This is a genomic window from Salinimicrobium sp. TIG7-5_MAKvit, from assembly GCF_049569215.1.
GTDB classification, from domain to species: domain Bacteria; phylum Bacteroidota; class Bacteroidia; order Flavobacteriales; family Flavobacteriaceae; genus Salinimicrobium; species Salinimicrobium profundisediminis.
The window spans coordinates 325,012-351,230 of record NZ_CP145903.1; the positions used below are offsets into that span (position 1 = coordinate 325,012).

The window sequence follows — 26,219 nt, forward strand, 5'->3', positions numbered from 1 at the left end:
CGAGGGATTAAATTTTGAACTTCAGTTTCAGATTTTCTTTAAGCTCCAACAAAATAATACTTCTCAAAAATGCCATTTTTGAGAGATATTATGGCAGGTTATAAGCTTTCGTAAATACTGTTGTGACATATCTCAAAGCTCTTCTCCCGTCATGGGATTTCTTAAAACAGGAGTATCAGATGAAATCTTCCTGAAGTAGCCTTTTGCCACCACGGCATGCCCGAAGCCGCAACCGGAATTAAAATCTTCAGTCTCTTCATTCACTCTTACCCCTCCCCTATCAAATGCAAACGTGATCTTGCAGGATTCATCAAATTGCGTTCGGTAATTGGCCACCTTATTTTTGACAATCAAAGTATCTATAAAAGACCCAGAATTATAACCTGGAGCACCTTTGTTGATCATAAAGGTCATTGCGATCTTGTCAGCATCTATCTGTTTTACCTGGATTTCTCCGAAGTACTCCCTTATTTCTTCAGCCGAATCAGGATTGTACTTTCCGAGGACATAAGTTCCGGTGGAATCAAATTGATCAACTTCCGAAGTTTTACATTGAATCAAGGTAAAGATCAGAACAAAATATACCAGTTTGTTCAATTTTTCAGTTTTAATAATTCAATAATATACCCCGTAAAAGGGGAAAAAAATGTAACCTGTAATAAATTGACTTGTTTAGCGAAAACAACTCGATGATGTTGTTGTGCAATTTTATGCAGATATAACAGCGCTTTTCTGCATGCATAAATGTAAATTATTTGAAGTAACTATTTATGTCGCTTGCGATATAATAAATAATTGTATATTTACATCGTGCGCGATACGAAAAATAAGGATTTAAAAATTTCTCTTATGAACGGGATCATTCAAAACTTAAAATGGAGCTATGGCATCAAAACCCATTGGTTGCGTGCGGTTTTCAGAATTTTATTAGGCCTCAGCTTAGCCTATGCAGGAATTGGCCACCTTACATTTTCGAGGCTCGAATTTGTAGCACAGGTACCCAACTGGGTGCCCCTGTCTGATGATCTTGTGGTTGTGCTTTCTGGGCTTGTGGAAATTTCTTTAGGCCTTGCCCTTGTGCTTCTGCCCAAATGGAAAGCCTTAACGGGATGGATGGTCGCTATCTTCTTTGTCCTCATCTTCCCGGGAAATATGGCCCAATACCTCAACGGGACAGATGCTTTTGGCCTGGATACAGACCATGCAAGGTTGATCAGGCTGTTCTTTCAGCCGGTATTGATTTTGTGGGCATTGTGCTCAACAGGGGCTTATAAGGCATTCGTGGAGCGGAATATTTCATCAAACAGCAATAATAATTCCTGATCAGCTCTTTAGAGTATTTACTTCGGAATAAAAGAAGTTGAGAATCATATTTACAAATAAAATAATATTCAGAAATGACAAATAGATCAACAACAGTAAAAAGTCAAAGCCTGAAGCAAAAAGTTTTACGCTTCATGTACCCATTAATCAAAAAACTTGGCAAAAAAGGTAAAAATGGGACTGTCTTAACCAATGAACAAAAAAGCCAGCCGCTCACTTCTTTGTACAATCTGAAAATTGACCTTAACACCGGAAAGAAGCTGGAGCTGCAAGAATTTAAAGGAAAGAAATTGATTTTGGTGAACACTGCTTCCAACTGCGGCTACACTGGCCAGTACTCCGAACTTCAATCTTTACAGGAGCGTTACGGCAATACTCTTCAGGTAATCGCATTTCCTGCCAATGATTTTGCCGGACAGGAAAAAAGTGAAGACAATGAAATAGCCGAATTTTGTCAGATGAATTATGGGGTAACTTTTCCGGTAGCCAAAAAAGCCGTGGTGGTCAAAAATGAGGAACAGCACGAACTTTTCAAATGGCTGACAAATAAAGACCTCAACGGCTGGAACCATCATGCGCCCGACTGGAACTTTAGTAAATATATTGTGGATGAAAATGGCCTTTTAACGCATTATTTCGGCCCTTCTATCTCTCCATTGGAAGAGCAATTTTTAAGAGCTTTGGAATAATTCTAGTGATACTTCGTTTTCAGAAGGGAAGTTTTTTATCGCAGGCGATTATTTAATTAATTTGTAGCACCCTGAATAATTCCTGCAATACATTGTACTATGGAATACGAACAACTTAAATTAGAAAATCAATTATGTTTTCCTGTTTACGCAGCATCGCGGTTAATTACGAGGGAATATCAGCCATTTTTGGACCGGCTGGAGATCACTTATCCACAGTATCTGGTACTCATGGTTTTATGGGAGACCAATGGCCTTACCGTAAACGATATTGCCAGGAAGTTACTTCTCAACACCAACACCATCACTCCCCTGCTTAAACGCATGGAACAACAGGCACTAATTACCCGGGAACGCTCAAAGGAAGATGAACGCAAGGTCCTGGTGAAACTAACTTCAAAAGGAAGAGACCTGCAGGAACAGGCAGCTCAAATCCCTGAAGCATTAGAAAAACGCCTGTTAGATAGTCAGCTCGAAATCGGTGATCTTGTTAAGCTGAAGGAAAGACTTAATGATGTCATCGAATTTTTATCTAAGTAAAAAGACCAGCACCCTATTCTCATTTTTGTAACTTTGACCATGGCTCCGGCTTTTTTGTCCGTATTTTTCGGCAGGAAAAGCAACGGAGCCATTGAAGCTTCACGCTATTCAGCTAACCAACGTTAAACAAAAAAGGACCTGCAAATTAAGTTTCCATTACCCTCTTTCCATGAACAGGTCCAGAAACAGTATCCAAATGAGAAAAAACATTTTTAGCCCCCAACTTTATATGGGAGTTGTTCTGGTAGTTTCTGCCGTATTTCTGCACTCCTGTAAAAAATCTGCCGCAAGGGAAACTGAAAATAATCAGCAACCCGAATTAAAAGACCTGGCACAATATGTTGACCCCATGATAGGTACGGCAAAAATGGGCCACACTTATCCCGGCGCTACAGTTCCCTTTGGGAGCGTACAGCTAAGCCCTGATACCGATACGATTCCCTATGCCGTCAATGGACAGTACAACCCCGATGTTTATAAGTATTGCGCCGGTTATCAATACGACGATGAGACCATCGTCGGCTTTAGCCACACTCATTTTAGCGGCACCGGCCATTCAGATCTCGGGGACTTTTTGATCATGCCCACTACCGGAGATCTAAAGCTGAATCCCGGAACAGCATCTGATCCCGATAGCGGCTACCGTTCAAGATTTTCTCACGCCAATGAAACTGCCCAACCCGGTTATTACAGCGTCTTGCTTGAAGATTACAACATCAAAGCCGAAATGACCGCTACCAGCAGGGTGGGAATGCACCAGTACACCTTTCCGGAAGCTGGCAAATCGCACATCATCTTAGACCTTGTTTCTGGCATTTACAATTATGACGATAAAAATGTGTGGACTTTTGTGAGGGTTGAAAATGACACTTTGATGACCGGTTTCCGGCAAACCAATGGCTGGGCCCGCACCAGGAAAGTGTATTTTGCGCTCTCCTTCAGCAAACCCATAAACAACTACGGAAGGGAACGTTATGATAAGCAGCCTTATAATGGATTTTGGAGGAAGTTTGACCAGGATGAAAACTTTCCGGAGATAGCGGGGGAAAAGATCAGGATGTATTTTGATTTTGACATGAAAGAAAATGAAAAGCTGAATATCAAATTGGCGATCTCACCGGTTAGTGCTGAAGGAGCCTTGCAGAATATGAAAGAGGAAATCCCGCACTGGAATTTTGAACAGGTAAAAACTGAAGCCCGGGAAACCTGGAACAAAGAGCTCAATAAAGTCATTGTAGAGACTGAAAGACCTGAAGATATGGTCAATTTCTACACGGCTATGTACCACGCTTTTTTAGGACCTACAGAATATATGGATACCGACGGAAAATACCGCGGAATTGATATGGGAATCCACCAGGCCGACGGCTTTACCAACTACACCAGTTTTTCACTTTGGGACACCTACAGGGCTTTACACCCGCTTTTCAACGTGCTCCAGCCCGAAAGAAATGCCGATATGGTAGAAGCCATGATGGCACATTATGACCAGAGCGTGCATTCCATGCTGCCGGTGTGGTCGCATTACGCCAACGAGAACTGGTGCATGATAGGCTACCACAGTGTTTCGGTCATTGCAGATGCCATAGTAAAGGGCAATGCCGACTTTGACCAGGAACGGGCGCTTGATGCCATGGTGCAAACAGCTAAAACAGGTTATTATGACGGCCTGCAATATTATATGGACATGGGTTATGTGCCCGAAGATAAAAATGGTGCATCGGTATCAAAGACCCTGGAGTATGCCTATGACGACTGGGCCATTGCACAGGCTGCAAAAAAGTTGGGTAAAAATGACATTTTTGAAGAGTTTATGATGAGGTCAGAAAACTACAAGAATGTCTTTGATCCAAAATCGGGCTTTATGAGACCTAAACTCAGTGATGGCAGCTTTAAAAAAGAGTTTGATGCATTAGACACTCATGGGCAGGGCTTTATTGAAGGTAATGCCTGGAACTACAGCTTGTACGTGCCCCACGCCCCTGCTGAAATGATTGAAATGATGGGTGGAAAAGAAAGATTTTCTCAGCACCTCGATTCCCTTTTCAGCATGGATCTTCCGGATAAATATTTTGCTAATACCGAAGATATTTCCAGCGAAGGCATCATTGGAAATTACGTGCACGGCAACGAGCCGTCTCACCATGTGGCCTACCTGTACAATTGGACTGACACGCCCTGGAAATCCCAGGATAAAATAAGGATGGTTTTAAAAGATCAATATCAAACCGGGGCCGATGGTTTGGGTGGGAATGATGATTTTGGCCAAATGAGCGCGTGGTATATCTTCAGTGCTTTAGGATTTTATCCTGTAGCACCCGGCAGCGAAGAATATGCCCTTGGCAGCCCGGCCATTAACCAGGCTACTATCAATCTCGAAAACGGAAAGACCTTCAGGGTAATTGCTGAAAATCAAAGTGAAGAAAATGTATTCGTAGAGAAGGTTGAACTCAACGGAAAGAAACTTGAAAGTCCTTTTATCAACCACCATGAACTTATGAAAGGGGGAGAATTAAAATTCTATATGGCAAGTACTCCAAATAGGGAGTTATATGAATAATATATTTTACTTCCCTCAAAAAAATGGCATTTTTTAGCTGTCTTTATGGAAAGTTCTTACACATCATGTTAAATACAGGTTAAACCGTATAAAAACATATTTTTCTATAGAAAGAAATGACTTATTTTGATATTATTATTCGCCTGTAAAGGCACTACAAGTGAGAAGTGTACCCCCCTACAATACTCTTCTCACTTTTTTATTTTCTTTATTCTTTGCTTTTATTTTCAAGGAAGAACCTAATCACATCTGTTGTCGTAACAATTCCGGTTAGGCAATCATCATCTACCACAGGTAAGGCATGAAACTCGTGCTCCAAAAATAATTTGGCTACATCTGTGACTGTATGGCTGGAAGTGATATATTCTACCTTCTGCGTCATCACCTGCTCTACCGTGAACATTTCATACACAGTGGTTTCAACATCATCCCCACCGCCATCGGTCGCATCGGCAAAAGAGATCCTAAGCAGGTCGTTGAGGCTTATCATGCCTACAATATGCTCATTTTCTACTACCGGAAGATGCCTTATGTGGTTCTTCTTCATAAGAGATTCGGCTGTCGAAAGACTGTCAGACAGCGAAAGACGCAAAATGTTTTTGGTCATTATCTGGGAAACGGAAATATCATTTTTCATCGGAGTTCTTTTTATCAGGAGCTATTTAAAATACAACAATTCTGCCTCATTTTAAATTCAGAACAAGGAAATATTCTTCAGAAAATGCGCCGGAAATAACTTCAAAATGAAAGAATTCTTTTAAATCTCTTATATTGCCGTCTTTATTTTAATCCCTAACATTTAACATGAAAAAAGTTTTATTGTTTTCTCTTGCCGTAAGCCTCATTGGCTGTAAAGCGCAGCAACCACGAGACATCTCGGAAGCCAACCCAATGGAGTATGCCAGCACCATCACTTCCAAAGAATTAAAAGATCACCTGTACACCTTTGCAAGTGACGAATTTGAAGGAAGAGAAACAGGAGAGCCCGGCCAGAAAATGGCGGCAGATTACCTTAAAAAAGAATATCAAAGTCTCAACATCGCCTCTCCTTTAGGTGGTGATGATTATTTCCAGGAAGTTCCCGGCAGCTATTTTACACGGGGAAATGTAAAAGATACCGAAAATGTTTTGGCATATATTAAAGGAAGCAGTAAACCTGAAGAAGTACTGGTGATCTCTTCTCACTACGACCATGTGGGAATTGATGACGAAGGAAGGATCTATAATGGTGCCGATGACGACGGCTCGGGCACAGTTGCAGTACTTGAAATTGCCGAAGCTTTCAAAAAGGCACAGGAAGATGGCTTTGGCCCTGCACGTTCTATTCTTTTCCTTAATGTTACGGGAGAAGAAAAAGGACTCGTTGGATCAAAATTTTATTCCGAAAATCCTGTATTCCCACTCGCTAACACTGTAGCGAACCTCAATATTGATATGATAGGGCGCATTGGAAAAGATATGGAAAGTGCGGGAGATTATGTCTATCTTATAGGAAGTGACAAATTAAGTACCGAACTCCATGAGCTAAGTGAGGCAGTCAATGAAAAGTACCTGAACCTCAACCTGGATTATACTTTCAACGATGAAAATGATCCAAACAGATTCTATTACAGAAGTGACCACTACAATTTTGCAAAACATGATATTCCAATCATCTTTTACTTCAATGGAGTGCATGAAGATTACCACCGTCACACAGACACGCCAGATAAAATAGAATACGATTTACTGGAGAAAAGAGCTAAGCTGGTATTCCTTACCGCCTGGGAAATAGCAAACCGCGACACCCGCCCTTACGTTGATAAACCTACCCTGACTGAAGCAGGAGAGTAGTTTACGGGAAATATCATTATTACCCAATCCTCACAGGTTTTTAAAACCTGTGAGGATTTTTTTATTCTGTCTCCTCCCCACCCCAACCTGCGGCCACCCCTCCGAAGAAGGGGTGGGTCAATGGTAAATTTTGGATTTTAATAACCTGAGTAAAAAAGCAGAGAATAAAAAAGACCCAAATGAGCTCCAGAGGAGCGACACAATTTCCCACCCCGACCTGCGGCCACCCCTCCGAAGGAGGGGATTTTTTCAATTGCCATTTTTAAATCAGAAATATTTTTTGAGGATTTAAAAACCTGTGTGATCAAAAAAAAAGAGGAAGCAAGCTCCGAAGGAGCGGCATATCTATAGAAAAACACACAGAACCAATATGAGCTCCGGAGGAGCGATATATTTATAGCAGAGAAATCTCAAGGTCAAAATGAGCTCCAGCGGAGCGACACAAATTCCCCACCCCAACCTGGGGCCACCCCTCCGAAGGAGGGGATAATTTACGTGACGGGATCCCCTAAAACAAATAAAGCTCCTTGTTTTCACAAGAAGCTTTTTGGGTGGAAGACCGGGTTCGAACCGGCGACCTCTGGAACCACAATCCAGCGCTCTAACCAGCTGAGCTACAACCACCATTTTAATCGGATGCAAATGTAATATAATTCCTCTCTTCTACAAAAGAAAAAAATTTAATTTTTTACAGGAGATCAAACAGGGAATCTACCGCCACATGTCGGCTCACGTTATATCCTTCCGCATATTCTACATTGATGAGCCTACCTAAATCCCTGGCCCTGTAGGTGATGCTGTCAAAAAAATTACTGCTTGAGATAGGAGTTTCGGGCTCCTCGCTATTTTCGTCCCAAAACTGCGATCTATAGGCTTTAACAGACGCTAATTTCTTGTCCATGAAGCCCGTAACATCTACCACAACATCGGGGGTAAGATTTTTCCATTGTATGTAGTGAAAAACATTCTTTGGGCGCCATGCCTCCTGGGAATTCCCGTTGTAAATAGTTTCAATCTTACGCAAGCCACTCAAAAAACAGGCATCAGCTACCAGTTTTGCCCCTTTCCCATGATCTATATGCCGGTCGTCTATCGCATTACACAACACCAAATCTGGCTTGTACTTCCGCAGCACTTTAATGATCTCAAGCTGATGAGAGACGTTATTTACAAAAAAACCATCACTGAATTCTAGATTTTCCCGCATAGAGAGCCCAAGGATCTTTGCCGCATCGGCAGCCTCCTGATCCCTGATCTCGGCGGTACCACGGGTTCCCAGCTCCCCGCGGGTAAGATCCAGTACCCCCACTTTTTTGCCCCGTGAAATTTCTTTGGCAAGGGTAGCCGAGCAACTCAATTCAACATCATCGGGGTGCGCCCCAATGGCAAGTATATCTAATTTCATTTTTGTAATCTTTCTTGTCTTGTTCGTGAAAATTTAGCCACAAATAAACGTATATTTTTTATTTACTCTTCTCAATATGGATCAGTCGGAGCTTTTTTCAGCAAACTTTCTGAGCACTTTTTAATACTGGTTCATCATTCCTGTTCCTCTAGTAGCCACGAATTCACGAATATTTTTATTTATTACTCCTCTTAAGCTTTTTTTAACAAACTTTCTGAGCACTTAACACTGAACACTCTTTAAACCGGGTTCATCATTCCTGTTCCTCTAATAGCCACAAATACACGAATATTTTTTATTTATTACTCCTCTTAAGCTTTTTTAATCAAACCTTCTGAACACTAACGACTGAACACTTTTTAATACTGGTTCACTATTCCTGTTCCTCTAGTAGCCACAAATACACAAATATTTTTTATGTATTACTCCTCTTAAGCTTTTTTAATCAAACTATCTGAGCACTGAGCACTGATCACTGAATACTGACCACTTATAACTGCGTACTAACATTACAGCCGAACATCCAGCATATCCTTCTTCGTCTCTTCCAGGGCCTGTTCGATATCGGCAATAAGATCTTCGGGTTCCTCGATACCTACCGAAAATCTCATCAGCTTATCACTTATTCCCTGCGCTGCACGATCTTCGGGAGTTAGTAGGGCGTGAGAGGTCTTGGCAGGTGACAAAATGGTCGATTCCACCCCGGCAAGGCTCATAGAGGGTTTGATAAGCTTCAGGTACTTCATAAACGCCTGCGAATCGAGGTCTTTCAGTTCAAAAGACAGCATTCCGCCAAACCCGTGCATTTGTTTCTTTGCCAGTTCATGCCCGTCATGAGAAGCCAATCCGGGATAATACACCTTCTGCACCAACTCATTTTTCTCGAGATATTCGGCCAGCTTTTGTGCATTTTCATTCTGTGCCCTTACTCTAAGCCCCATGGTCTTCAGGCTGCGTTCCAGGAGCCAAACAGTATAATCGCTAAGGCTTCCGCCAAAATTCTTGGCCAGCTGAAAAATCCTGTCGATTTTTTCTTCCGAAGAGATCACGGCCCCGGCAAGAATATCGCTGTGACCGCCCATGTATTTTGTAGCCGAATGTATCACCACATCAATTCCAAAATCAATGGGATTTTGATTTACGGGTGAAGCAAACGTATTATCGATCATACTCACCAGCCCCCGCTTTTTTGCGAGCTTTGCCACAGCTTCAATATCAGTTACTGTAAGCAATGGGTTTGACGGAGTTTCAATGTAGATCACTTTTGTATTTTCCAGGATCTCGTGCTCAAAAGCTTCCGCAGAAAGATCTTTTGCAAAGGAATATTCGATGCCGAATTTTTCAAATTCCTCCACCACAAGATTGCTTGTACCTCCATAGAGCGTTTTTTGCAGCACCACGTGATCTCCCTTCTGCAAAAAGGCAAAAAGCGAAGTACTTACCGCTGCCATTCCGCTGCCAAAAATAAGAGCAGCTTCGCCATGCTCGAGTGCGGCCATTTTTTGTGCCAGCGCCTGTTGATTTGGCGTATTAAAGTAGCGTGGGTAGCGTTTCACCTCCATATCTTCGTAAGCATAAGAAGTTGACATGTACAACGGGGACACTGCGCCCTTAAACTGTTCATCTTTCAGCTCGCCCACATGGGTGCAAATGGTATTGAGACCGGGTTTTTTATGAGTCATAATTGTCGGAAAAAAATTCTTTTCCAAGATAAAAATAATTAATGAAAAAGACGGGTTCCAAAAATGCCATTTTTGAGACTCCTCCCTGACAGCCCCTGTAATTTCTCGGCACTTTTTTATCTTTACGATATGAAAACCATCTTTAAGAACATCAAACAGCTCGTACAGGTAAGAGAGGAAACCCTTAAACCTTTAAGAGGCAGCGAAATGAAAGAACTCCCCATTATAGACAACGCCTGGTTGCTGGTGGAGGACGGGAAAATTGCCGACTTCGGAAAAATGCAGGATCTTCCCTCTTTTGAAGGAGTTTCTGAAGTAGATGCCTCCGGAAAGTTTCTGCTGCCGGGCTGGATAGATTCCCACACACATCTTGTTTACGCCGGAAACAGAGAACAGGAATTCATAGACCGTATTAACGGCCTCACTTATGAAGAAATCGCCGAAAAAGGTGGCGGAATAGTGAATTCGGCCATAAAGCTGCAGGAAACTTCTGAAGAAGAGCTCTATCTGCAATCGGCCAGGCGGCTGGAAGAAGTGATGAAGATGGGTACCACGGCCATTGAGATCAAATCGGGTTATGGTTTGACCACAGCTGCCGAACTCAAAATGCTGCGGGTGATCAAAAAGCTGAAAGAAAACTATAAATTGCCCGTAAAAGCGACCTTTTTGGGCGCTCATGCAATTCCGCCGGAATACAAAAACGACAAAGACGGCTATCTCGACCTGCTCGTTAATGAAATGATCCCAAAAGTAGCTGAAGAAGGGCTGGCCGAATATGTAGATATTTTCTGCGAAAAAGGCTATTTTTCGGTAGAAGATACGCACCGGGTTTTAGAGGCCGGGCAAAAATATGGTCTCAGGCCCAAGATACATGTCAATCAATTCAATGCTATTAGCGGTATCAAAGCCGCAGTAGCGCACAACGCACTTTCTGTAGACCACCTGGAAGTGATGGAGCCCGACGATCTTGATGCGCTAGAAGATAGCGGCACCATGCCGGTAGCACTGCCCTCCTGCTCTCTTTTTCTCGGAATTCCCTACTCCCCGGCTCGACAAATCCTTGACGCCGGACTGCCACTTGCCCTGGCCACCGATTATAACCCCGGAAGCACCCCCAACGGAAACATGAACCTGGTGATCTCGCTGGCCTGCATAAAGATGAAAATGAACCCCGAAGAAGCCATTAATGCAGCCACAATTAATGCGGCTTATGCAATGGATATTCTCGACACCCACGGCAGCATCACCAAAGGCAAAGCCGCAAACCTCATCCTTACCGAGGAGATCCCTTCTTACGGATTTATGCCTTATTCTTTTGGCGCCAACCACATCCATTCGGTTTATATAAACGGAAAAAATGTATAAATGAATCAGTTGAAGTTTTATTCTGAAAAACAGGTTTCAAAGCTGATCTCAACCCGGCAGGGAGAAACTAAACTGGGAGAGAAAATTAAGGTTGCCACGAGTTTTGAGGATGTTCAAAAATCAGGAGCCAAAATTGTCATTATTGGGATCCCTGAAGATATTGGCGTGCGGGCAAACTTCGGAAAACCCGGAACTTCAAATGCATGGCAGGCATTTTTGGGAGCTTTTCTCAATGTTCAGGAAAATCAATTTAATTCGGGAGAAAATATTTTGCTTTTAGGAGAGATCAATACTTCCGAAGCAATGAAAAAGGCCGGAAATATTGATGTTTCAGACCCAAATTACGTTCAGAAGCTGGGTGATCTTGTGGAACAACTGGATGCTATAGTTAGTGAGGTTGTCAAAAATGTCATTTTAGCAGGAAAATTTCCGGTGATCATTGGCGGCGGCCATAACAACGCGTTTGGCAATTTAAAAGGAGCTTCAGAAGCTTTTAATCATCCAATAAACGTACTGAATATAGATGCACATACCGACCTGCGAAGGCTGGAACATCGTCACAGCGGGAACGGCTTCAGCTATGCCTTCACAAATGGCTTTTTAGAGAAGTATTCTGTTTTCGGGCTTCATCAAAATTACACCCCTCAATATATCTTTGATAAAATGAATACTTCCGAAGCATATCAATACCACCTGCTTGAAGAGCTTCCGAAGCATAAGCGAAAAACGGTATTTTTGGAACTGCTGGATTTTGTAAAACAGGAAAAATTTGGCCTTGAACTGGATTGTGATGCGATCGCAAACTTTCCCAGCAGCGCTGTTTCGCCCGCGGGCCTTGAGCTTGATGAAGCCCGGGAGATGATAAGAGAGGCTGCAAAAGAGCGAAATTGTTGCTATCTTCACATTTGTGAAGCTGTAGCAACCAATAATTTTCCTACCGGAAAAGCCCTAAGTTATTTAGTAACCGATTTCCTAAAAGAGAAAACATATGCATGAAACTGTACAGTATTACGTGGAATGGGCCGCGCTGGGTATTGAAGTTGCCGGGGTTTTGGTGATGATCATAGGGCCACTTTTTGCTCTTTACAGGTATTTTTTTGACAGGCATGAAGACGGCAGTAGTTACAGGACTTTTAGACATGACCTGGGAAAGGCAATTTTACTGGGACTTGAATTTTTAGTGGCAGGAGATATTATTGCTACGGTAAGCACAGACCCTACAATGAATAATGTACTTGTGCTGGGTGTAATTGTTTTAATACGAACTTTTTTAAGCCTTTCTTTGCAAGTGGAGCTGGAGGGGAAATGGCCCTGGCAAAAGCGGGAAATCGGAGAATAAATGGAGATTATATCATTTGACCAAAAATATGCCGAAGACTTTCGGCAACTGAATATTGAATGGCTGGAAAAATACTTTTGGGTAGAACTTCATGATGAAGAGGTTTTGGGAAAGCCAGAAAAATACATTATTGAACCGGGAGGCAACATCTTCTTTGTCCGCGAAAATGACAGGATTCTCGGGACGGTGGCTTTGATGAAAATTGATGAGGGAATCTTTGAGCTCACAAAAATGGCTGTAGCCCCTGCAGCACAGGGAAAAAATATTGGCCAGAAGCTAATGCAGCACACCCTCGATTTTGCCAAAAGCAGAGGCTGGGAAAAACTCATTATCTACTCAAACCGAAAGCTGGAGAACGCAATTCACATCTACAAAAAGTATGGTTTCAAAGAAATTCCCATTGGGGAGAACAATCCTTATGCCCGCGGTGACATTAAAATGGAATTACCGCTTTCTTAAAGTACTATTAAACTTAGGGTGAAAAGCTTCAGTTTTCATTAGTTTTATTAGAAACTGATTTTTTTATGAAACGTATTTTATTATTCGCCATGGTGGCCGGTTCGCTCTTATCCTGCAAAAATGAAAACCGCGAAGTTCCTGATGTTACAGGAGAAGACGTGCTGGAAGGAGAAACAGCTGCCGCTACAGATACTGCTGAAATAGACATCAATCCCATTTCACACGCCACCGCGGTGATCAATTGGGGAGATACAACCATTTACCTCGATCCCGTGGGAGGCGCCGAAGCTTTTACAGGTATGACCGATGCCGATATGGTATTGATCACAGATATTCACGGAGATCACATGAGCGCTGAAACCCTGGCTGCTTTGAACCTTGGCGACACGCCCATCATTGCGCCGCAGGCAGTGAAAGATGAGCTGCCTGATTCTTTAGCGACAAAAATCACCGTGATGAACAACGGAGAAAATCTAAGTCAAAGTGGGATTGCCATTGAAGCTATCCCTATGTACAACCTGCGGGAAGAAGCAAAACAGTTCCACCCAAAAGGCCGCGGCAACGGGTATGTTCTTGAAAAAGACGGACAAAGGCTTTACATAGCCGGAGACACCGAAGACATCCCCGAAATGAGAAACCTCGAAAACATAGATATTGCGCTGGTGCCAATGAACCTGCCTTACACCATGCCGGTTGATGCAGCTGCAGATGCAGTGATCGAGTTTGCACCCGAAAAAGTCTATCCGTACCACTTCCGCGGACAGGATGGAAAAGCCGATGTTGACAAATTCAAACAACTGGTAAACGAAGGAAACAGCGAGGTAGAAGTGGTGCTGGCCAACTGGTACCCCGAAGATGGATCTTAATTTTCACATAAAGATTTCAGAATTTAAACCCGCTAAAAAAAAGCGAGTTTTTTCATTAATAAACTTCAAATGATCATTGAAAAACGCCTTTTTTGACAATCTTCTTTCCTTTTTCTTTACTTCAGAAAAATGCAAAAGCTTGTATTTTATTCAAAAACATGATTTTCTTAAAAATTTTATAAATTCCGCTTAAAATAAGTAGTTTTAGAATTCAGGGAAAAGTATGGCGAAAACTTTACATCTAATTTTTATTGTATTATTTACCTGTACCGGATGGGCTCAAAATTTACAGTTACCTGCCGGTGACACGCTTCGGGTTTCCCAGATAGCCCAAAAGCAGGATCTTTCCCAACTGAATGTTTTACAATTCGATTTTGACGAAAATGGTTATTTGTGGGCAGGAACCGAAGATGGGCTCAATAGGTTCAACGGTTATAACATGTACACCTATTCCCAGGGAACCGATGAAACTTCAGGTCTCACCGATGATCATATTCGGGGGCTGCTTTACAGGAATGACACGCTTTGGCTGGGCACCAATACCCATTCAGTGCAGGCCTATATTCCGTCGCAGAACAAATTTCTGCATTACAGGGATCATGAAAAAATAGCTGCCGATCCTTCCCTCAGTTTTGCCCATGGCATTTATGAGGTGAACAGCAAATATCTCCTGGCGGCCACTCTTAAAAATTGCATCCTTATAGACAGGAAATCTGGCGGGATCACTACTCTCCCCCTGCCCAATCCCGATGCCAATGATTATGTGCTGGGCCTCATCAATCATTCCGAAGAGAACATCTGGCTGGGCACCTATTTTAATGGTATTATAAAACTCGATCTTCAAAAAATGACCATTGAAGATATGCCCCAGTTTAATACGCTGGACAATAATCCGGTGCATGCTTTTCAGAAAAGCGCGGCTAATGAAGTTTTGATAGGTACTCAAAAAGGGCTTTTTAAATACTCTTTTTCTTCGGAAGAATTACAGCTCATTGGGCAGCCCGAACAGGAATCGGGTATTCGTTGTTTCTTTGACTGGAATGAAGATTACTACCTCCTTGGAGGCACCAAAGGCATCAAATTTCTCAACAAACAGACTTATAATATCAAACCTATTGTGTTGGCCGGTTTTGAGAAGGAAGTATTTTCTCCTGTAGAGATCCTTCAGGTTAAACAGGATGCCGGCGGGGGCGTTTGGATGGGATCACAGGGAAAAGGCATGTTCTACTATCATCCGGCCAGACAAAAGTTCACTCCACAGCGCATAGAACTTAAAAATGAACCCGAAAAAGACTTCATAAGCATTTTCAACTTTCTGAGAGAAGGCGAAACGCTGTGGATGGCCACCGCTATTGGTTATGTGAAGCACGATATGCGTGCGGATACCTATGAGCTGTACCGCACCAACAAATTGGGTTACACACTGGTCAAAGATTCGCAGGGACAAATTTGGGGTGGCGGATTTGACCTTGGCCTTGAGAAATACAACAGGAAAAAAGACCTTTTTAAAGACGTTACTCCTTTAACCGGCATTCCCGACCGGGATGTGGCGGAGATCATTCCGTTAAGCAAAGACAGCATCTGGGTGAGCACCTGGGCTTCGGGAATCTATTCGGTAGATCCACAAACTTTCGAAGCCCATCAGGTAAAAATTAATGGCCGGGATATCCATAGATCAAGAGCATCCTTCATTAGTAAAGACGGGACCACCTGGCTGGGTGCCGACGACGGGCTTTATAGAATTTCGGGCAGTGAAACCCGGCAGTATACGCACAAATCGGGTTCCGAAGGCTCTCTTAGCAACGACCGGGTTTTTAGTATTACCCAGGATGAGAACAATAATCTCTGGATAGGAACTGCGCAGGGGCTTAACAGGCTCAACCTGCAGACAGACGAAATCACTTCTTACCTGGAACAGCCGGGGCTGCCCAATGATTTTATATACGGCGTGCTCGCCGATAATAACAACGATATTTGGGTGAGTACAAACCGCGGACTTTCAAAATTTGACCGGGAAACTAAAACTTTTACCAACTTTACAGAACAGGACGGGCTACAGAACAACGAATTCAATGGCAAGGCAGCTTATAAAGACAGCCTGGGTTACCTGTATTTTGGGGGTATGAACGGCTACAATAAATTCCACGCCGACAGTATTCCTGTAAATACCCACGCCGGAAGAACGATTATTGAAGAGGTAGAGCTCTTTGGAACACCCATTGAACGTAATGTAATTTATACCGACACGCTTTCTTTTGAACATGATGAGAACGTAATTACTTTTAAATTCACGGCACTTAATTTTTTGCTTCCACAGAAGAACAATTACCAGTTTAAAATGCTGGGCTTTGACAAAGACTGGCGCCCGGTCACCAAAGAACGCTCTACTACCTACACCAACCTCAACCCCGGAACCTACACCTTCCTGGTAAAAGGCAGCAACAACGATTTGAAATGGGGAGCACCAGATTCCCTCGTGCTTACCATAAGAGCCCCCTGGTATAAAACTGTCTGGTTCAGGGCTTTTGCCATTCTCTTCTTCCTACTGCTCATCACCGGGGTTTACCTGTACAGGTACAACCTGAAAAAAGCAGAGAACCTGCGCCTTCACAAAATGGTGGAAGGCCGCACTGCCGAGCTTAGAAAAACCAACAACGACCTTAGTAAGGCCATGCACCTCGCAAAAGAGCAAAAAAACAACATCGCTTTTTTAATGCAGGAACTCAACCACCGCGTGAAAAACAACCTCCAGCTCATTGCAAGTTTGCTCGATATCCAAAAAGAGACTATTCAGGATGAATCGGCCAGAAATAACCTTCAGGCGGCGCAAAACAGGCTGTTTACCATTGCAGCCATTCACGATTTGTTAGGTGCCAAAAAACCTGGTGAAAATTTTAAGCTGGATGAATTCGTCTCCAGCCTGGCCAGGGAACTTGTGAGCTTTATGGACGAGGGGGTGCATTTAGATTTTAACCTGGAAGTGCTGAAAGTGCACAAAAAATGTATCACCCCCCTGGGCATCATTATTAATGAACTGGTTACCAATACGCTGAAACATGCTTTTCCCGGCAATAGAAACAACAAGAAGATCGAAATTTCCCTTTCCCGGGAAGGCGAACTTATAAGGCTTGATTATAAAGACAACGGCATAGGAATCCCTGACAATTTCAAAGATGAAAATTCCCTGGGCTTTAATCTTGTAGAAAACCTGGCGAGACAGTTAAAGGGCCATCTCGAGATCCTGAAGGTACCCGAAGGAGCCCATATTGTTATCTTATTTAAATGTTAAGTTTCACCGCGTTCTTAAACCTAACTGCTTATGAATAAAATCCTGATCATTGAAGATGAAATCATTATCGCCGAAAGCTTGCGGATTTTTCTAAAAAAGAATTCTTACGAAGTCTCTATTTCTTCAAATGTAGATAAGGCTGTTGAAAGCCTGCAGCATGAGAGCTATAGTGGGGTAATTTGCGATATCAACCTGCAGGACAGAATGAATGGTATTGAGATCATTCAGAAATTTCATCAACTTGATCAACACGGGCCGGTCATTTTCCTTACAGCCTATTCCAATCCGCAGGTCATGGAGTATGCCGAAGAAGTTACCCCCTATGCCTATATTCTGAAGCCATTCAACAATCAGCAGTTACTCACCACCCTCAACCTGGCACTAAAAAACCGTGAAAATTACATTCAGCCCGCACAGGATACTTCAGTAACCGAAAAGCTGAGCAAACGGGAGGTCGAGATCCTGCAATCTCTGGCTACCGGAAAGACAAACAAGGTGATTGGAAAAGAGCTGTGCATATCTAAACTTACTGTAGACACCCACGTGAAGAATATTAAGGAAAAACTTCAGCTCAATAAAAAAGGGGAATTGATAAGATTTGTGCTATCTAATCGGCTGTAACTAACCTTCACCAAAAAAATATCCATTACCAGCTGAAGTTTTCAGCTAATAATGGATAGACTTAAAAGGAGCTAATACTTAGCGTACCAGCTTCTTGTATTTAATTCTCTTTGGAGCCACATCGCCAAGACGTTTCTTCCTGTTCTCTTCGTATTCAGAGAAACTGCCTTCAAAGAAATATACTTCCGAGTTTCCTTCAAATGCGAGGATATGAGTACAAACCCTGTCCATAAACCACCTGTCGTGAGAGATGATCACAGCACAGCCTGCAAAATTCTCAAGACCTTCTTCAAGAGCTCTCAAGGTGTTCACATCAAGATCGTTGGTAGGCTCATCCAGAAGTAAAACGTTCCCTTCTTCCTTTAAGGTCATGGCCAGGTGCAGGCGGTTTCTTTCCCCACCAGACAATTTGCTCACCTTCTTGTTCTGTTCGCTTCCGCTGAAGTTAAACCTGCTCAAATATGCTCTTGAATTCACCTGCCGGCCTCCCATAAGCACCAACTCCTGTTCATCGCTGAAGTTCTGCCAAATAGTTTTTTCAGGATCTATATTGGTGTGACTTTGGTCTACGTAGGCAATCTTTGCTGTATCCCCTACTTCAAAAGTACCTTTATCAGGTTGTTCTTCCCCCATGATCATCTTAAAGATCGTGGTTTTACCGGCACCGTTTGGTCCAATAATCCCCACAATCCCGGCCTGCGGCAACTTAAAGTTGAGATCATCATATAACAATTTGTCATCAAAAGCCTTGCTCACACCCTTAGCCTCAATCACATTGGTTCCCAAACGCGGGCCATTTGGAATATAGATCTCCAGTTGTTCGTCCATTTGTTTTTGATCCTGGCTAAGCAGCTTATCGTAGTTGTTCAAACGGGCCTTTTGTTTGGCCTGTCTTCCTTTAGGTGCCATTCTTGACCATTCCAGCTCTCGCTCAAGCGTTTTTTGACGCTTGCTTGCCTGCTTTTGCTCCTGTGCAAGGCGTTTGGCTTTTTGATCGAGCCATGAGGAGTAATTTCCTTTCCACGGAATTCCTTCTCCCCTGTCAAGTTCCAGGATCCAGCCAGCTACGTTATCGAGGAAATAACGGTCGTGCGTTACGGCAATCACTGTTCCTTTATACTGCTGAAGGTGTTGTTCCAGCCATAATACAGATTCTGCATCAAGGTGGTTGGTAGGCTCATCCAGAAGTAGCACATCCGGCTCCTGAAGCAGTAGTCGGCACAGCGCTACCCTTCTTCGTTCCCCACCCGAAAGTACTCCGATTTTCTTATCGGGATCGGGCGTTCTAAGCGCATCCATGGCTATCTCCAGCTTGGTATCCAATTCCCACGCATTGCTCGCATCAATTTGGTCCTGTAGTGCAGCCTGCTTATCCATAAGCTTCTGCATCTTATCTGGATCTTCGTAGACTTCAGGTAGACCAAACATGTCGTTGATCTTGTTGTACTCTTCAAGAATAGCCACGGTCTCGGCTGCCCCTTCCTTTACAATTTCCAGTACAGTTTTATCGTCATCGAGTTTTGGCTCCTGTTCAAGATATCCTACTGAATAGCCTGGTGCAAAGACCACATCTCCCTGGTAATTCTTTTCTTCACCTGCAATAATTCTGAGCAAGGTCGATTTCCCGGAACCGTTAAGACCAAGAATACCAATTTTTGCCCCGTAAAAGAAGCTGAGGTAAATATTCTTAAGTACCGGCGTATTTGCTGACTGGTAGGTCTTTGTAACTCCCGACATCGAGAAAATTACTTTCTTATCATCTGCCATAAAATGCTGTTTTCAGTTTATTATTTCGAAGTTCTTAATAAGAACTCCCGGTTTATTCTAACAGACAAATATCATAATTTTAGAATTGATTTTAAGGCTGCATCAGAATAATTTCAAGAGGAATGAAGTCCCAGGTGCCTTAAGATAATTAAAAGTTGCCCGCTGTGATAAGCGGTATGTTCAATGACCAGTAGAATCTCCCTGAAAAGCGTATGATTTACGCCGGAAGGTACTGTATCCATAAGATCTTTTTCTTCGGAAAGTATAAGCTCCTCTAGCTCATCCCTCTCCTTAAAATAAGCATCTACCAGCTCCTTCCAGGCAATTTCATCATCGGGAGAAGATTTCTCTGGCCAGTAATCCTTAGGCCATTCGGGTGCCTTATAATCAGTTTGTGTACAATAATCTAGAATATCTTTCTGCGTAAAACGAATATGAGAGAAGATCTCAAAGAATGAATAAGGAAGATCTGCAGGCCTTTTCCCCAGTTCCAAAAAGGGTATTTTTTCAATCATCTTATCTACCGGCATAAAAGCTTCGCCGCCTTTTAAATGCTTCACCAAACTTTCTTTCAAATTATTCATAGGCTTAATTGAATTTCAATTTCCTTAAAATTACTTATTTATGGGTATTGCAGCCTCATTTTTAATGAGATATCTTTCGGTTATAACATAATATTAGCGTCATGAAAATATTCACCACCACCCCGCTCTTCTTTTTAGCCCTGGCTACTTTGCTATTAAACACCGGTTTTATACAGGCACAGGAGCAGCTTCCGGAACAAAGGGATTATAAGGTAAGACCAATACACCTGGGTGTGAAAATTGGATTTCCAAACATGGTGGGCGGAAATGTAGAATACGTGACGCCGCTTTTAAACGACAAGGTTTCTGTAAGCCTGGATTATTCGACCATTGAATCTGACTGGTTTTTATCTGAAGATGAATCTGATGACACCGAAACTACCGATCTTAGCTACTCCTATATTGAAGGCGGAATAAATTATTATATTTTTAAAGCGGGAAAAGGCCTTTATGCCGGGGTGAGCTATGGCCAAATGAAGTTTGAAGGCCAGACAGATGTCAATGAAGACGGCATGGATGGCACCGGGTATATTGATTACAACCACAGTTCTTTCAACATTAAATTAGGCGCCAAACTGGGCGGCCTGTTCTATTTTCGGCCAGAAATTGGCTATGCCTTCTCCTCTCTTCCCAAAACCATAGATTACCAGGTGAGGTATCCCGATGGTACCACAGAGAGGGATATTTACGATTTTGAAGAAGAGTTAGCTTCGGCAGATTTACTTTTTAAAGGCTTAATTGCCAATATTGGTTTCGGGTTTTCCTTTTAATTTAGGCACAAAGCCCTGCAACGCCAAACTAATTGCTTCTGAAGATTTATTCAAAAAGGACAGGATGAATCTTCAGTAAAAAAAGTTATAGTTTGATCAATTTTGCTTTTTGTTCCCGGATCTCTTCAGAAAAAATCCCGGGCGAAAATACTATTTTTAAACCCTTCCTTTTAAAGCATTAAAAGCCCAGGACATTACAAAGAAGCCAATCCCTACGGTAGAAAAACCTATAGCCTGATCCTGGTACTTGAGCACCCCCAGCAAAACCAAAGCAATACCTATAAGGAGCATGCAAAATGATGCCCATCCAAAAATCGTGTTCTTATTCATTCCCATCTTGTGCAGCGAGTAATTAGTTTTATGGCAGTCATTGCCAAAAGGCCGTAAAAGTAGTATTGTAAAATGACCTCTTCTATGACAAAGATCGCATTTTTATATGTTTTTATAAGGATTTTTAGTTGCAGGGTTTTTGTATTTTAGCGACCATTGATAAATCTACACAGCTTTTTAAAGGGGTAGAGTGATAACCACAACGACTTTTAGATCTTATAAATGGATATTGAATTCAACAAGAACGAAGACCACAACAAATTATTAGTATCAGAGCTTAAACGACGCCTCAAAGAGGTAAAGTTGGGCGGCGGCGAAAAACGCATTGCAAAACATCACGCCAAAGGCAAAATGACCGCCCGTGAGCGCGTAGATTATTTGCTTGACAATTCCCAGGAAGCTATTGAAATAGGAGCATTTGCAGGAGACGGAATGTACACAGAACACGGCGGCTGCCCAAGTGGCGGCGTGGTGGTGAAGATTGGAAAGATCTCGGGCAAACAATGTATCGTAGTGGCAAATGATGCCACGGTAAAAGCCGGTGCCTGGTTTCCCATTACCGCAAAGAAGAACCTGCGAGCCCAGGAAATATCTATTGAAAACCGACTGCCCATCATTTACCTTGTAGATTCGGCCGGGGTTTACCTCCCTATGCAGGATGAGATCTTTCCCGATAAAGAACACTTCGGAAGGGTCTTTAGAAATAACGCTATAATGAGCAGCATGGGCATCACGCAAATTTCTGCCGTGATGGGAAGTTGCGTTGCCGGAGGGGCTTACCTGCCAATAATGAGTGATGAAGCCCTTATTGTTGACAAAACCGGAAGTATTTTCCTGGCCGGCAGTTACCTCGTTAAAGCCGCTATTGGGGAATCTATTGATAACGAAACCCTGGGCGGCGCCACAACCCACAGTGAAATTAGCGGCGTTACCGATTATAAATCCAAAGATGATAAAGACGCCCTTGATACTATTAAAGGGCTTATAGATAAGATTGGGGATAATGACAAGGCCGGGTACAACCGCAAGGATCCGGTAAAGCCGGCAAAAGATCCGCAGGATATCTACGGAATCCTTCCCAAGCAGCGCAACGAACAGTACGACATGCGGGAGATCATTTCCAGGCTGGTAGACAATTCTGAATTTCAGGAGTACAAAGAAGGTTACGGGCAAACCATCATTACCGCCTACGCCCGAATTGATGGGTGGGCCGTTGGTATCGTGGCCAATCAGCGCAAGATTGTCAAAAGTGCCAAAAAAGAAATGCAGTTTGGCGGGGTGATCTATTCAGATTCGGCCGATAAAGCGACCCGGTTCATAGCCAATTGTAATCAGAAGAAAATTCCATTGGTATTTCTTCAGGATGTGACCGGCTTTATGGTTGGCAGCAAGAGTGAACATGGCGGCATTATTAAAGACGGGGCAAAAATGGTAAATGCCGTGAGTAATTCGGTAGTCCCAAAGTTTACAGTGATTATTGGAAACTCCTACGGTGCCGGTAACTACGCTATGTGCGGTAAGGCCTATGACCCACGCCTCATTTTCGCCTGGCCCAGTGCCGAACTCGCTGTTATGGGCGGTACCCAGGCAGCAAAAGTTCTGGCGCAGATAGAAACTGCGGCCCTCGAGAAAAAAGGGGAAAAAGTAGACGCCGAAAAGGAGAAAAAAGTGTTCGACGAGATCAAGGCCAGGTACGACAGGCAGACTTCAGCATATTACGCTGCTGCCCATTTGTGGACCGATGCGGTGATAGATCCTCTCGAAACCAGGAAATGGCTCTCTACAGGAATTGAAGCAGCCAATAATGCTCCTATCAAAAAAGATTTTAACCTGGGTGTGATCCAGACCTAATACCTCTCAAAAATGCGATTTTTCACCTTCATTATTTTTGTTTTAATTCTTGCAGCTACTCCTCTACAGGGCCAGGTGCTCACCAATAAATCTCAATTCACCGAAGCCGATACGCTACGTGGTTCTTTGAGGGCCGAAAGAGAATACGATGTACTCAAGTACAACCTGCAGGTAAAGGTGGTACCCCAAGACAAGTTCATATCGGGTTATAACGGCATCAGCTTTAAGGCCGAAGAAGACCTGCCCGTAATGCAGGTGGACCTCTTCAGGAATATGAGGGTTGACTCCATTATCTTCCGCGGAAAAAGAATGGATTTTAAACGGCGCCACAATGCCGTTTTTATTGATTTGGTGCCACAGGTAGAAAAAAAAGCAATAGACTCTGTTCTTTTTTACTACTCCGGAAATCCGATAGTTGCCAAAAATGCCCCGTGGGACGGCGGATTTGTTTTTGAAAAAGACCAGCAGGGCAACCCATGGATCGCTGTTGCGGTTCAGGGGACGGGAGCAAGCCTCTGGTATCCTAATAAAGATCACCAAAGCGATGAACCCGAAGAAGCCCTTATTGGAATCGCTGTTCCCAACGATCTTATGAACGTTTCTAACGGTCGTTTCCTCGGAAAAGAAATCCTGGGTGACGGTTATACCCGCTGGAACTGGAAGGTGAACAACCCCATCAACAATTACAATATTGTGGTGAACATTGGTAATTATGTTCATTTTAAAGACAGGTTCCGCCATCTGGACCTGGATTATTACGTGTTGCCTTACAACCTCGAAAAAGCCAAAAAGCAGTTTGAAGAAGTGAAGTTTATGATGAACTGCTTCTATGAAAAATTTGGAGCCTACCCCTTTGAAGAAGACGGGTTTAAACTGGTGGAAACGCCTTACCTGGGTATGGAACACCAAAGCGCCGTGGCCTATGGCAACCAATATCAAATGGGTTATTTGGGCAGGGATCTAAGCGGCACAGGGGTGGGCTTAAAATGGGATTTTATCATCATTCATGAATCTGGCCACGAGTGGTTTGGAAACAGCATTACAGCCAAAGATATCGCAGATATGTGGATACACGAAGGCTTTACCACTTATTCTGAAGCGGTTTACATTGAGTGCCGCTGGGGAAAACAGGAAGCCCTCAACTACCTTAAAGGTATAAGGAACAATATTGCCAACAGCACAAAGATCATTGGCACATATGGCGTGAACAGTGAAGGATCGGGAGACATGTACTACAAAGGCGCTAACCTGCTAAACACCATTAGAAGCATCTACAATGATGACGATTTGTGGTGGAAAACCTTAAAAGATTATACCGAAACCAATCGCCATAAGATCATTACTACCCAAACCACCGAAGATTTCTTTAATGCTGCCATAAAGTATGACCTGCAGCCGGTATTCGATCAATACCTGAGGCACGCTGCCTTACCCGAACTGCAGTTTAAGCAGGAAAAAGGCAGTATTCTCTACAAATGGAAAGCCGATGTTGAAGGATTTGATATGCCTGTAGATGTAACTATTGAAGGAAAAGAGCTTCGTCTCTATCCTACGGAAAAATGGCAAAAGCTCGAACAGCAGGTGAATTCTCCTGAAGCAGTACAGGTGCAGGAAGATGAGTTTTATATTAAACGTCAAAACCTGAAGCAGGCTTAAAAATGCCATTTTTGACACTTCAGTAGAAATAAAAAAGTCGGGATCAATGTTTTGATCCCGACTTATTTTATTTCAAACCTTGCTCTTTCCTCTATGCTAAAACTTCAGAGGAAATTGAAAAACTTTATTACTTCCGAAGTAAAACTAGTTCATCCGGCTCTTAAGGGTGTTGGCCCTGTGGATCTTTCCGTTTGCAGTTTCTTCGAATTTTTCGACGAAATAGATCTTTTTGGGTATTTCATACTTCCCTAACTTCCTGCAGGCTTTGATCTCCCTTTCAAGATTGTTCAAAGCCACTTCCGAAAACTGACTTTCCACCATCAAAACCAGTTTCTCACCAAGTGCCGCATCGGGCAGGGAGGTGATAAAAAACCTGTGGGCAATGATTGGCGCCAGCTTCACTTCTATCTCTTCGGGATGTAGCTTCACCCCCCCCGAATTGATGAGGTTGTCTATTCTGCCTTTCCAGATAAAGCTGTTTTCAGAAACAATTTCCACCACGTCATTAGTAACAAGTGTGTCGTCGTTTAATTGTGGGGCTTCAATAACAAGACAACTCCTGTCGTCAACATCAATTTTTACATTGGGCAACGTAGAAAAAGGCAGCGGGTCTTCAATCTTTTTCTCCTTTACATTGATGTGACGGGCTGCAATATGAGAAACTGTTTCGGTCATTCCATAAGTTTCGTATACTTCGGTATTGATTCCCTGCACAAGGTTACGCAGGTTCCCCGATACGGCTCCGCCACCCACGATCAGCTTTTTGATGAGGTGTAGCCGGCTAAGAGAATTATCCAGCTGGAGGGGCGTCATGGCACAAAAATCATAGGTCTTAAAAATGCGGTCAAGAGGGTTTGCTTTTGGTAGCTCAAGATCAAGCTTCCAGCCCAGCAGCATGGCCCTGACCAGCATCATTTTTCCGGCAATGAAATTCACCGGAAGACAATGCAATGCAGTAGTGCGCGGCCCCAGTTCAAAATATTTTCCCGTGGCCCGGGCACTGTTGATCATTTGCTGTTTTTTAATAGGAATTCTCTTAGGAGGCCCTGTAGAACCCGAGGTTTTCACCTCGATATATTCTTTATCATTAACCCAGTCTAGCAGAAAATTTCCTGCCTGGCCCTCATAGGGCTCCCCTTCCTTGATAAGACTGTAGGCTACCGCAGCCAGTTCTTCATTGTTGTAGTGAAGCCCGTTAAGCCTGAATTCGGGATGAGTTTCGGGTAAGCTGAATTTTGTTTGCATCATTTCGTCATATTTAACGATCAAAGGCTAAAGTTAACGAATTGT

General features: G+C 43.0%; 23 protein-coding genes and 1 tRNA gene. 15 read left to right on the plus strand and 9 right to left on the minus strand.

Annotated features, from left to right (window positions below):
* Positions 1-132 precede the first annotated feature (132 nt).
* Positions 133-597 carry a hypothetical protein gene (locus V5739_RS01460; protein ID WP_423819372.1) on the minus strand — a complete coding sequence of 155 codons (465 nt, stop codon included), beginning with the start codon at positions 595-597 and terminating at the stop codon, positions 133-135.
* A gap of 252 nt (positions 598-849) precedes the next feature.
* On the opposite strand from V5739_RS01460, the gene V5739_RS01465 reads away from it, so the two are divergent.
* The 4 genes from V5739_RS01465 (at position 850) to V5739_RS01480 (ending at position 5,112) form a co-directional block, all read left to right on the plus strand.
* Entirely contained in the window at positions 850-1,323 is a 474-nt protein-coding gene (locus tag V5739_RS01465; RefSeq protein ID WP_423819373.1) for a DoxX family protein, read from the plus strand.
* 74 nt (positions 1,324-1,397) lie between these two features.
* Complete coding sequence (locus V5739_RS01470) at positions 1,398-2,012, plus strand: glutathione peroxidase (RefSeq protein WP_423819374.1); 615 nt, start codon at positions 1,398-1,400, stop codon at positions 2,010-2,012.
* Positions 2,013-2,111: 99 nt separating this feature from the next.
* The gene (locus V5739_RS01475) at positions 2,112-2,552 is read left to right on the plus strand and encodes a MarR family winged helix-turn-helix transcriptional regulator (RefSeq protein ID WP_423819375.1); all 441 of its coding nucleotides are present in this window, start codon (positions 2,112-2,114) and stop codon (positions 2,550-2,552) included.
* A 196-nt stretch (positions 2,553-2,748) separates the two neighbouring features.
* A complete protein-coding gene (locus V5739_RS01480; RefSeq protein WP_423819376.1) occupies positions 2,749-5,112 on the plus strand; it encodes a GH92 family glycosyl hydrolase in 2,364 nt (787 codons plus the stop codon).
* Between the two features lie 208 nt (positions 5,113-5,320).
* Here the strand turns inward: V5739_RS01480 and V5739_RS01485 are convergent, their stop codons facing one another.
* Positions 5,321-5,749 carry a CBS domain-containing protein gene (locus V5739_RS01485; protein ID WP_266069067.1) on the minus strand — a complete coding sequence of 143 codons (429 nt, stop codon included), beginning with the start codon at positions 5,747-5,749 and terminating at the stop codon, positions 5,321-5,323.
* A gap of 167 nt (positions 5,750-5,916) precedes the next feature.
* On the opposite strand from V5739_RS01485, the gene V5739_RS01490 reads away from it, so the two are divergent.
* Complete coding sequence (locus V5739_RS01490; protein ID WP_266069068.1) at positions 5,917-6,945, plus strand: M28 family metallopeptidase; 1,029 nt, start codon at positions 5,917-5,919, stop codon at positions 6,943-6,945.
* A gap of 549 nt (positions 6,946-7,494) precedes the next feature.
* Here V5739_RS01490 and V5739_RS01495 read toward each other — a convergent pair.
* The 3 genes from V5739_RS01495 to V5739_RS01505 all read right to left on the minus strand — a co-directional run bounded on the left by V5739_RS01495 (position 7,495) and on the right by V5739_RS01505 (position 10,032).
* Positions 7,495-7,570, minus strand: a tRNA-His gene (locus V5739_RS01495).
* A gap of 63 nt (positions 7,571-7,633) precedes the next feature.
* The gene (gene bshB1, locus V5739_RS01500) at positions 7,634-8,350 is read right to left on the minus strand and encodes a bacillithiol biosynthesis deacetylase BshB1 (protein ID WP_423819377.1); all 717 of its coding nucleotides are present in this window, start codon (positions 8,348-8,350) and stop codon (positions 7,634-7,636) included.
* Between the two features lie 509 nt (positions 8,351-8,859).
* Complete coding sequence (locus tag V5739_RS01505) at positions 8,860-10,032, minus strand: trans-sulfuration enzyme family protein (protein ID WP_423819378.1); 1,173 nt, start codon at positions 10,030-10,032, stop codon at positions 8,860-8,862.
* 129 nt (positions 10,033-10,161) lie between these two features.
* Here V5739_RS01505 and hutI point away from each other — a divergent pair, with 129 nt between their 5' ends.
* From hutI to V5739_RS01540, 7 genes are all read left to right on the plus strand, one after another.
* Complete coding sequence (gene hutI, locus V5739_RS01510) at positions 10,162-11,397, plus strand: imidazolonepropionase (RefSeq protein WP_423820430.1); 1,236 nt, start codon at positions 10,162-10,164, stop codon at positions 11,395-11,397.
* Positions 11,398-12,393, plus strand: coding sequence for a formimidoylglutamase (locus tag V5739_RS01515; protein WP_423819379.1), 996 nt, complete (start codon positions 11,398-11,400; stop codon positions 12,391-12,393). It begins immediately after the preceding gene.
* A complete protein-coding gene (locus tag V5739_RS01520; protein WP_266070949.1) occupies positions 12,386-12,736 on the plus strand; it encodes a DUF1622 domain-containing protein in 351 nt (116 codons plus the stop codon). Before V5739_RS01515 ends, V5739_RS01520 begins: the two co-directional genes overlap by 8 nt.
* Positions 12,737-13,195 (plus strand): GNAT family N-acetyltransferase, encoded by a 459-nt coding sequence (locus tag V5739_RS01525; RefSeq protein ID WP_423819380.1) that lies wholly within the window; start codon positions 12,737-12,739, stop codon positions 13,193-13,195. It abuts the gene before it with no gap.
* Between the two features lie 65 nt (positions 13,196-13,260).
* Entirely contained in the window at positions 13,261-14,061 is an 801-nt protein-coding gene (locus V5739_RS01530; RefSeq protein WP_423819381.1) for an MBL fold metallo-hydrolase, read from the plus strand.
* 223 nt (positions 14,062-14,284) lie between these two features.
* Complete coding sequence (locus tag V5739_RS01535) at positions 14,285-17,350, plus strand: ligand-binding sensor domain-containing protein (protein ID WP_423819382.1); 3,066 nt, start codon at positions 14,285-14,287, stop codon at positions 17,348-17,350.
* A gap of 30 nt (positions 17,351-17,380) precedes the next feature.
* Positions 17,381-17,971, plus strand: coding sequence for a DNA-binding response regulator (locus V5739_RS01540; protein ID WP_423819383.1), 591 nt, complete (start codon positions 17,381-17,383; stop codon positions 17,969-17,971).
* Between the two features lie 78 nt (positions 17,972-18,049).
* Here V5739_RS01540 and ettA read toward each other — a convergent pair whose 3' ends face one another.
* Positions 18,050-19,738 carry an energy-dependent translational throttle protein EttA gene (gene ettA / locus V5739_RS01545; protein WP_423819384.1) on the minus strand — a complete coding sequence of 563 codons (1,689 nt, stop codon included), beginning with the start codon at positions 19,736-19,738 and terminating at the stop codon, positions 18,050-18,052.
* Positions 19,739-19,851: 113 nt separating this feature from the next.
* The gene (locus V5739_RS01550; RefSeq protein ID WP_423819385.1) at positions 19,852-20,322 is read right to left on the minus strand and encodes a DinB family protein; all 471 of its coding nucleotides are present in this window, start codon (positions 20,320-20,322) and stop codon (positions 19,852-19,854) included.
* A 101-nt stretch (positions 20,323-20,423) separates the two neighbouring features.
* Between V5739_RS01550 and V5739_RS01555 the strand changes: the two genes are divergently transcribed.
* On the plus strand, positions 20,424-21,092 hold the full coding sequence (locus V5739_RS01555; RefSeq protein ID WP_423819386.1) for a hypothetical protein: 669 nt from the start codon (positions 20,424-20,426) through the stop codon (positions 21,090-21,092).
* 156 nt (positions 21,093-21,248) lie between these two features.
* Here the strand turns inward: V5739_RS01555 and V5739_RS01560 are convergent, their stop codons facing one another.
* The gene (locus tag V5739_RS01560) at positions 21,249-21,428 is read right to left on the minus strand and encodes a CAL67264 family membrane protein (RefSeq protein ID WP_266070940.1); all 180 of its coding nucleotides are present in this window, start codon (positions 21,426-21,428) and stop codon (positions 21,249-21,251) included.
* Positions 21,429-21,644: 216 nt separating this feature from the next.
* Here V5739_RS01560 and V5739_RS01565 point away from each other — a divergent pair, with 216 nt between their 5' ends.
* Together V5739_RS01565 and V5739_RS01570 are read left to right on the plus strand one after the other, a co-directional pair.
* Entirely contained in the window at positions 21,645-23,273 is a 1,629-nt protein-coding gene (locus V5739_RS01565; protein ID WP_423819387.1) for an acyl-CoA carboxylase subunit beta, read from the plus strand.
* A gap of 12 nt (positions 23,274-23,285) precedes the next feature.
* A complete protein-coding gene (locus V5739_RS01570) occupies positions 23,286-24,929 on the plus strand; it encodes a M1 family metallopeptidase (protein ID WP_423819388.1) in 1,644 nt (547 codons plus the stop codon).
* 144 nt (positions 24,930-25,073) lie between these two features.
* Here the strand turns inward: V5739_RS01570 and V5739_RS01575 are convergent, their stop codons facing one another.
* Positions 25,074-26,177, minus strand: coding sequence for an AMP-binding protein (locus tag V5739_RS01575; RefSeq protein WP_423819389.1), 1,104 nt, complete (start codon positions 26,175-26,177; stop codon positions 25,074-25,076).
* Positions 26,178-26,219 lie beyond the last annotated feature (42 nt).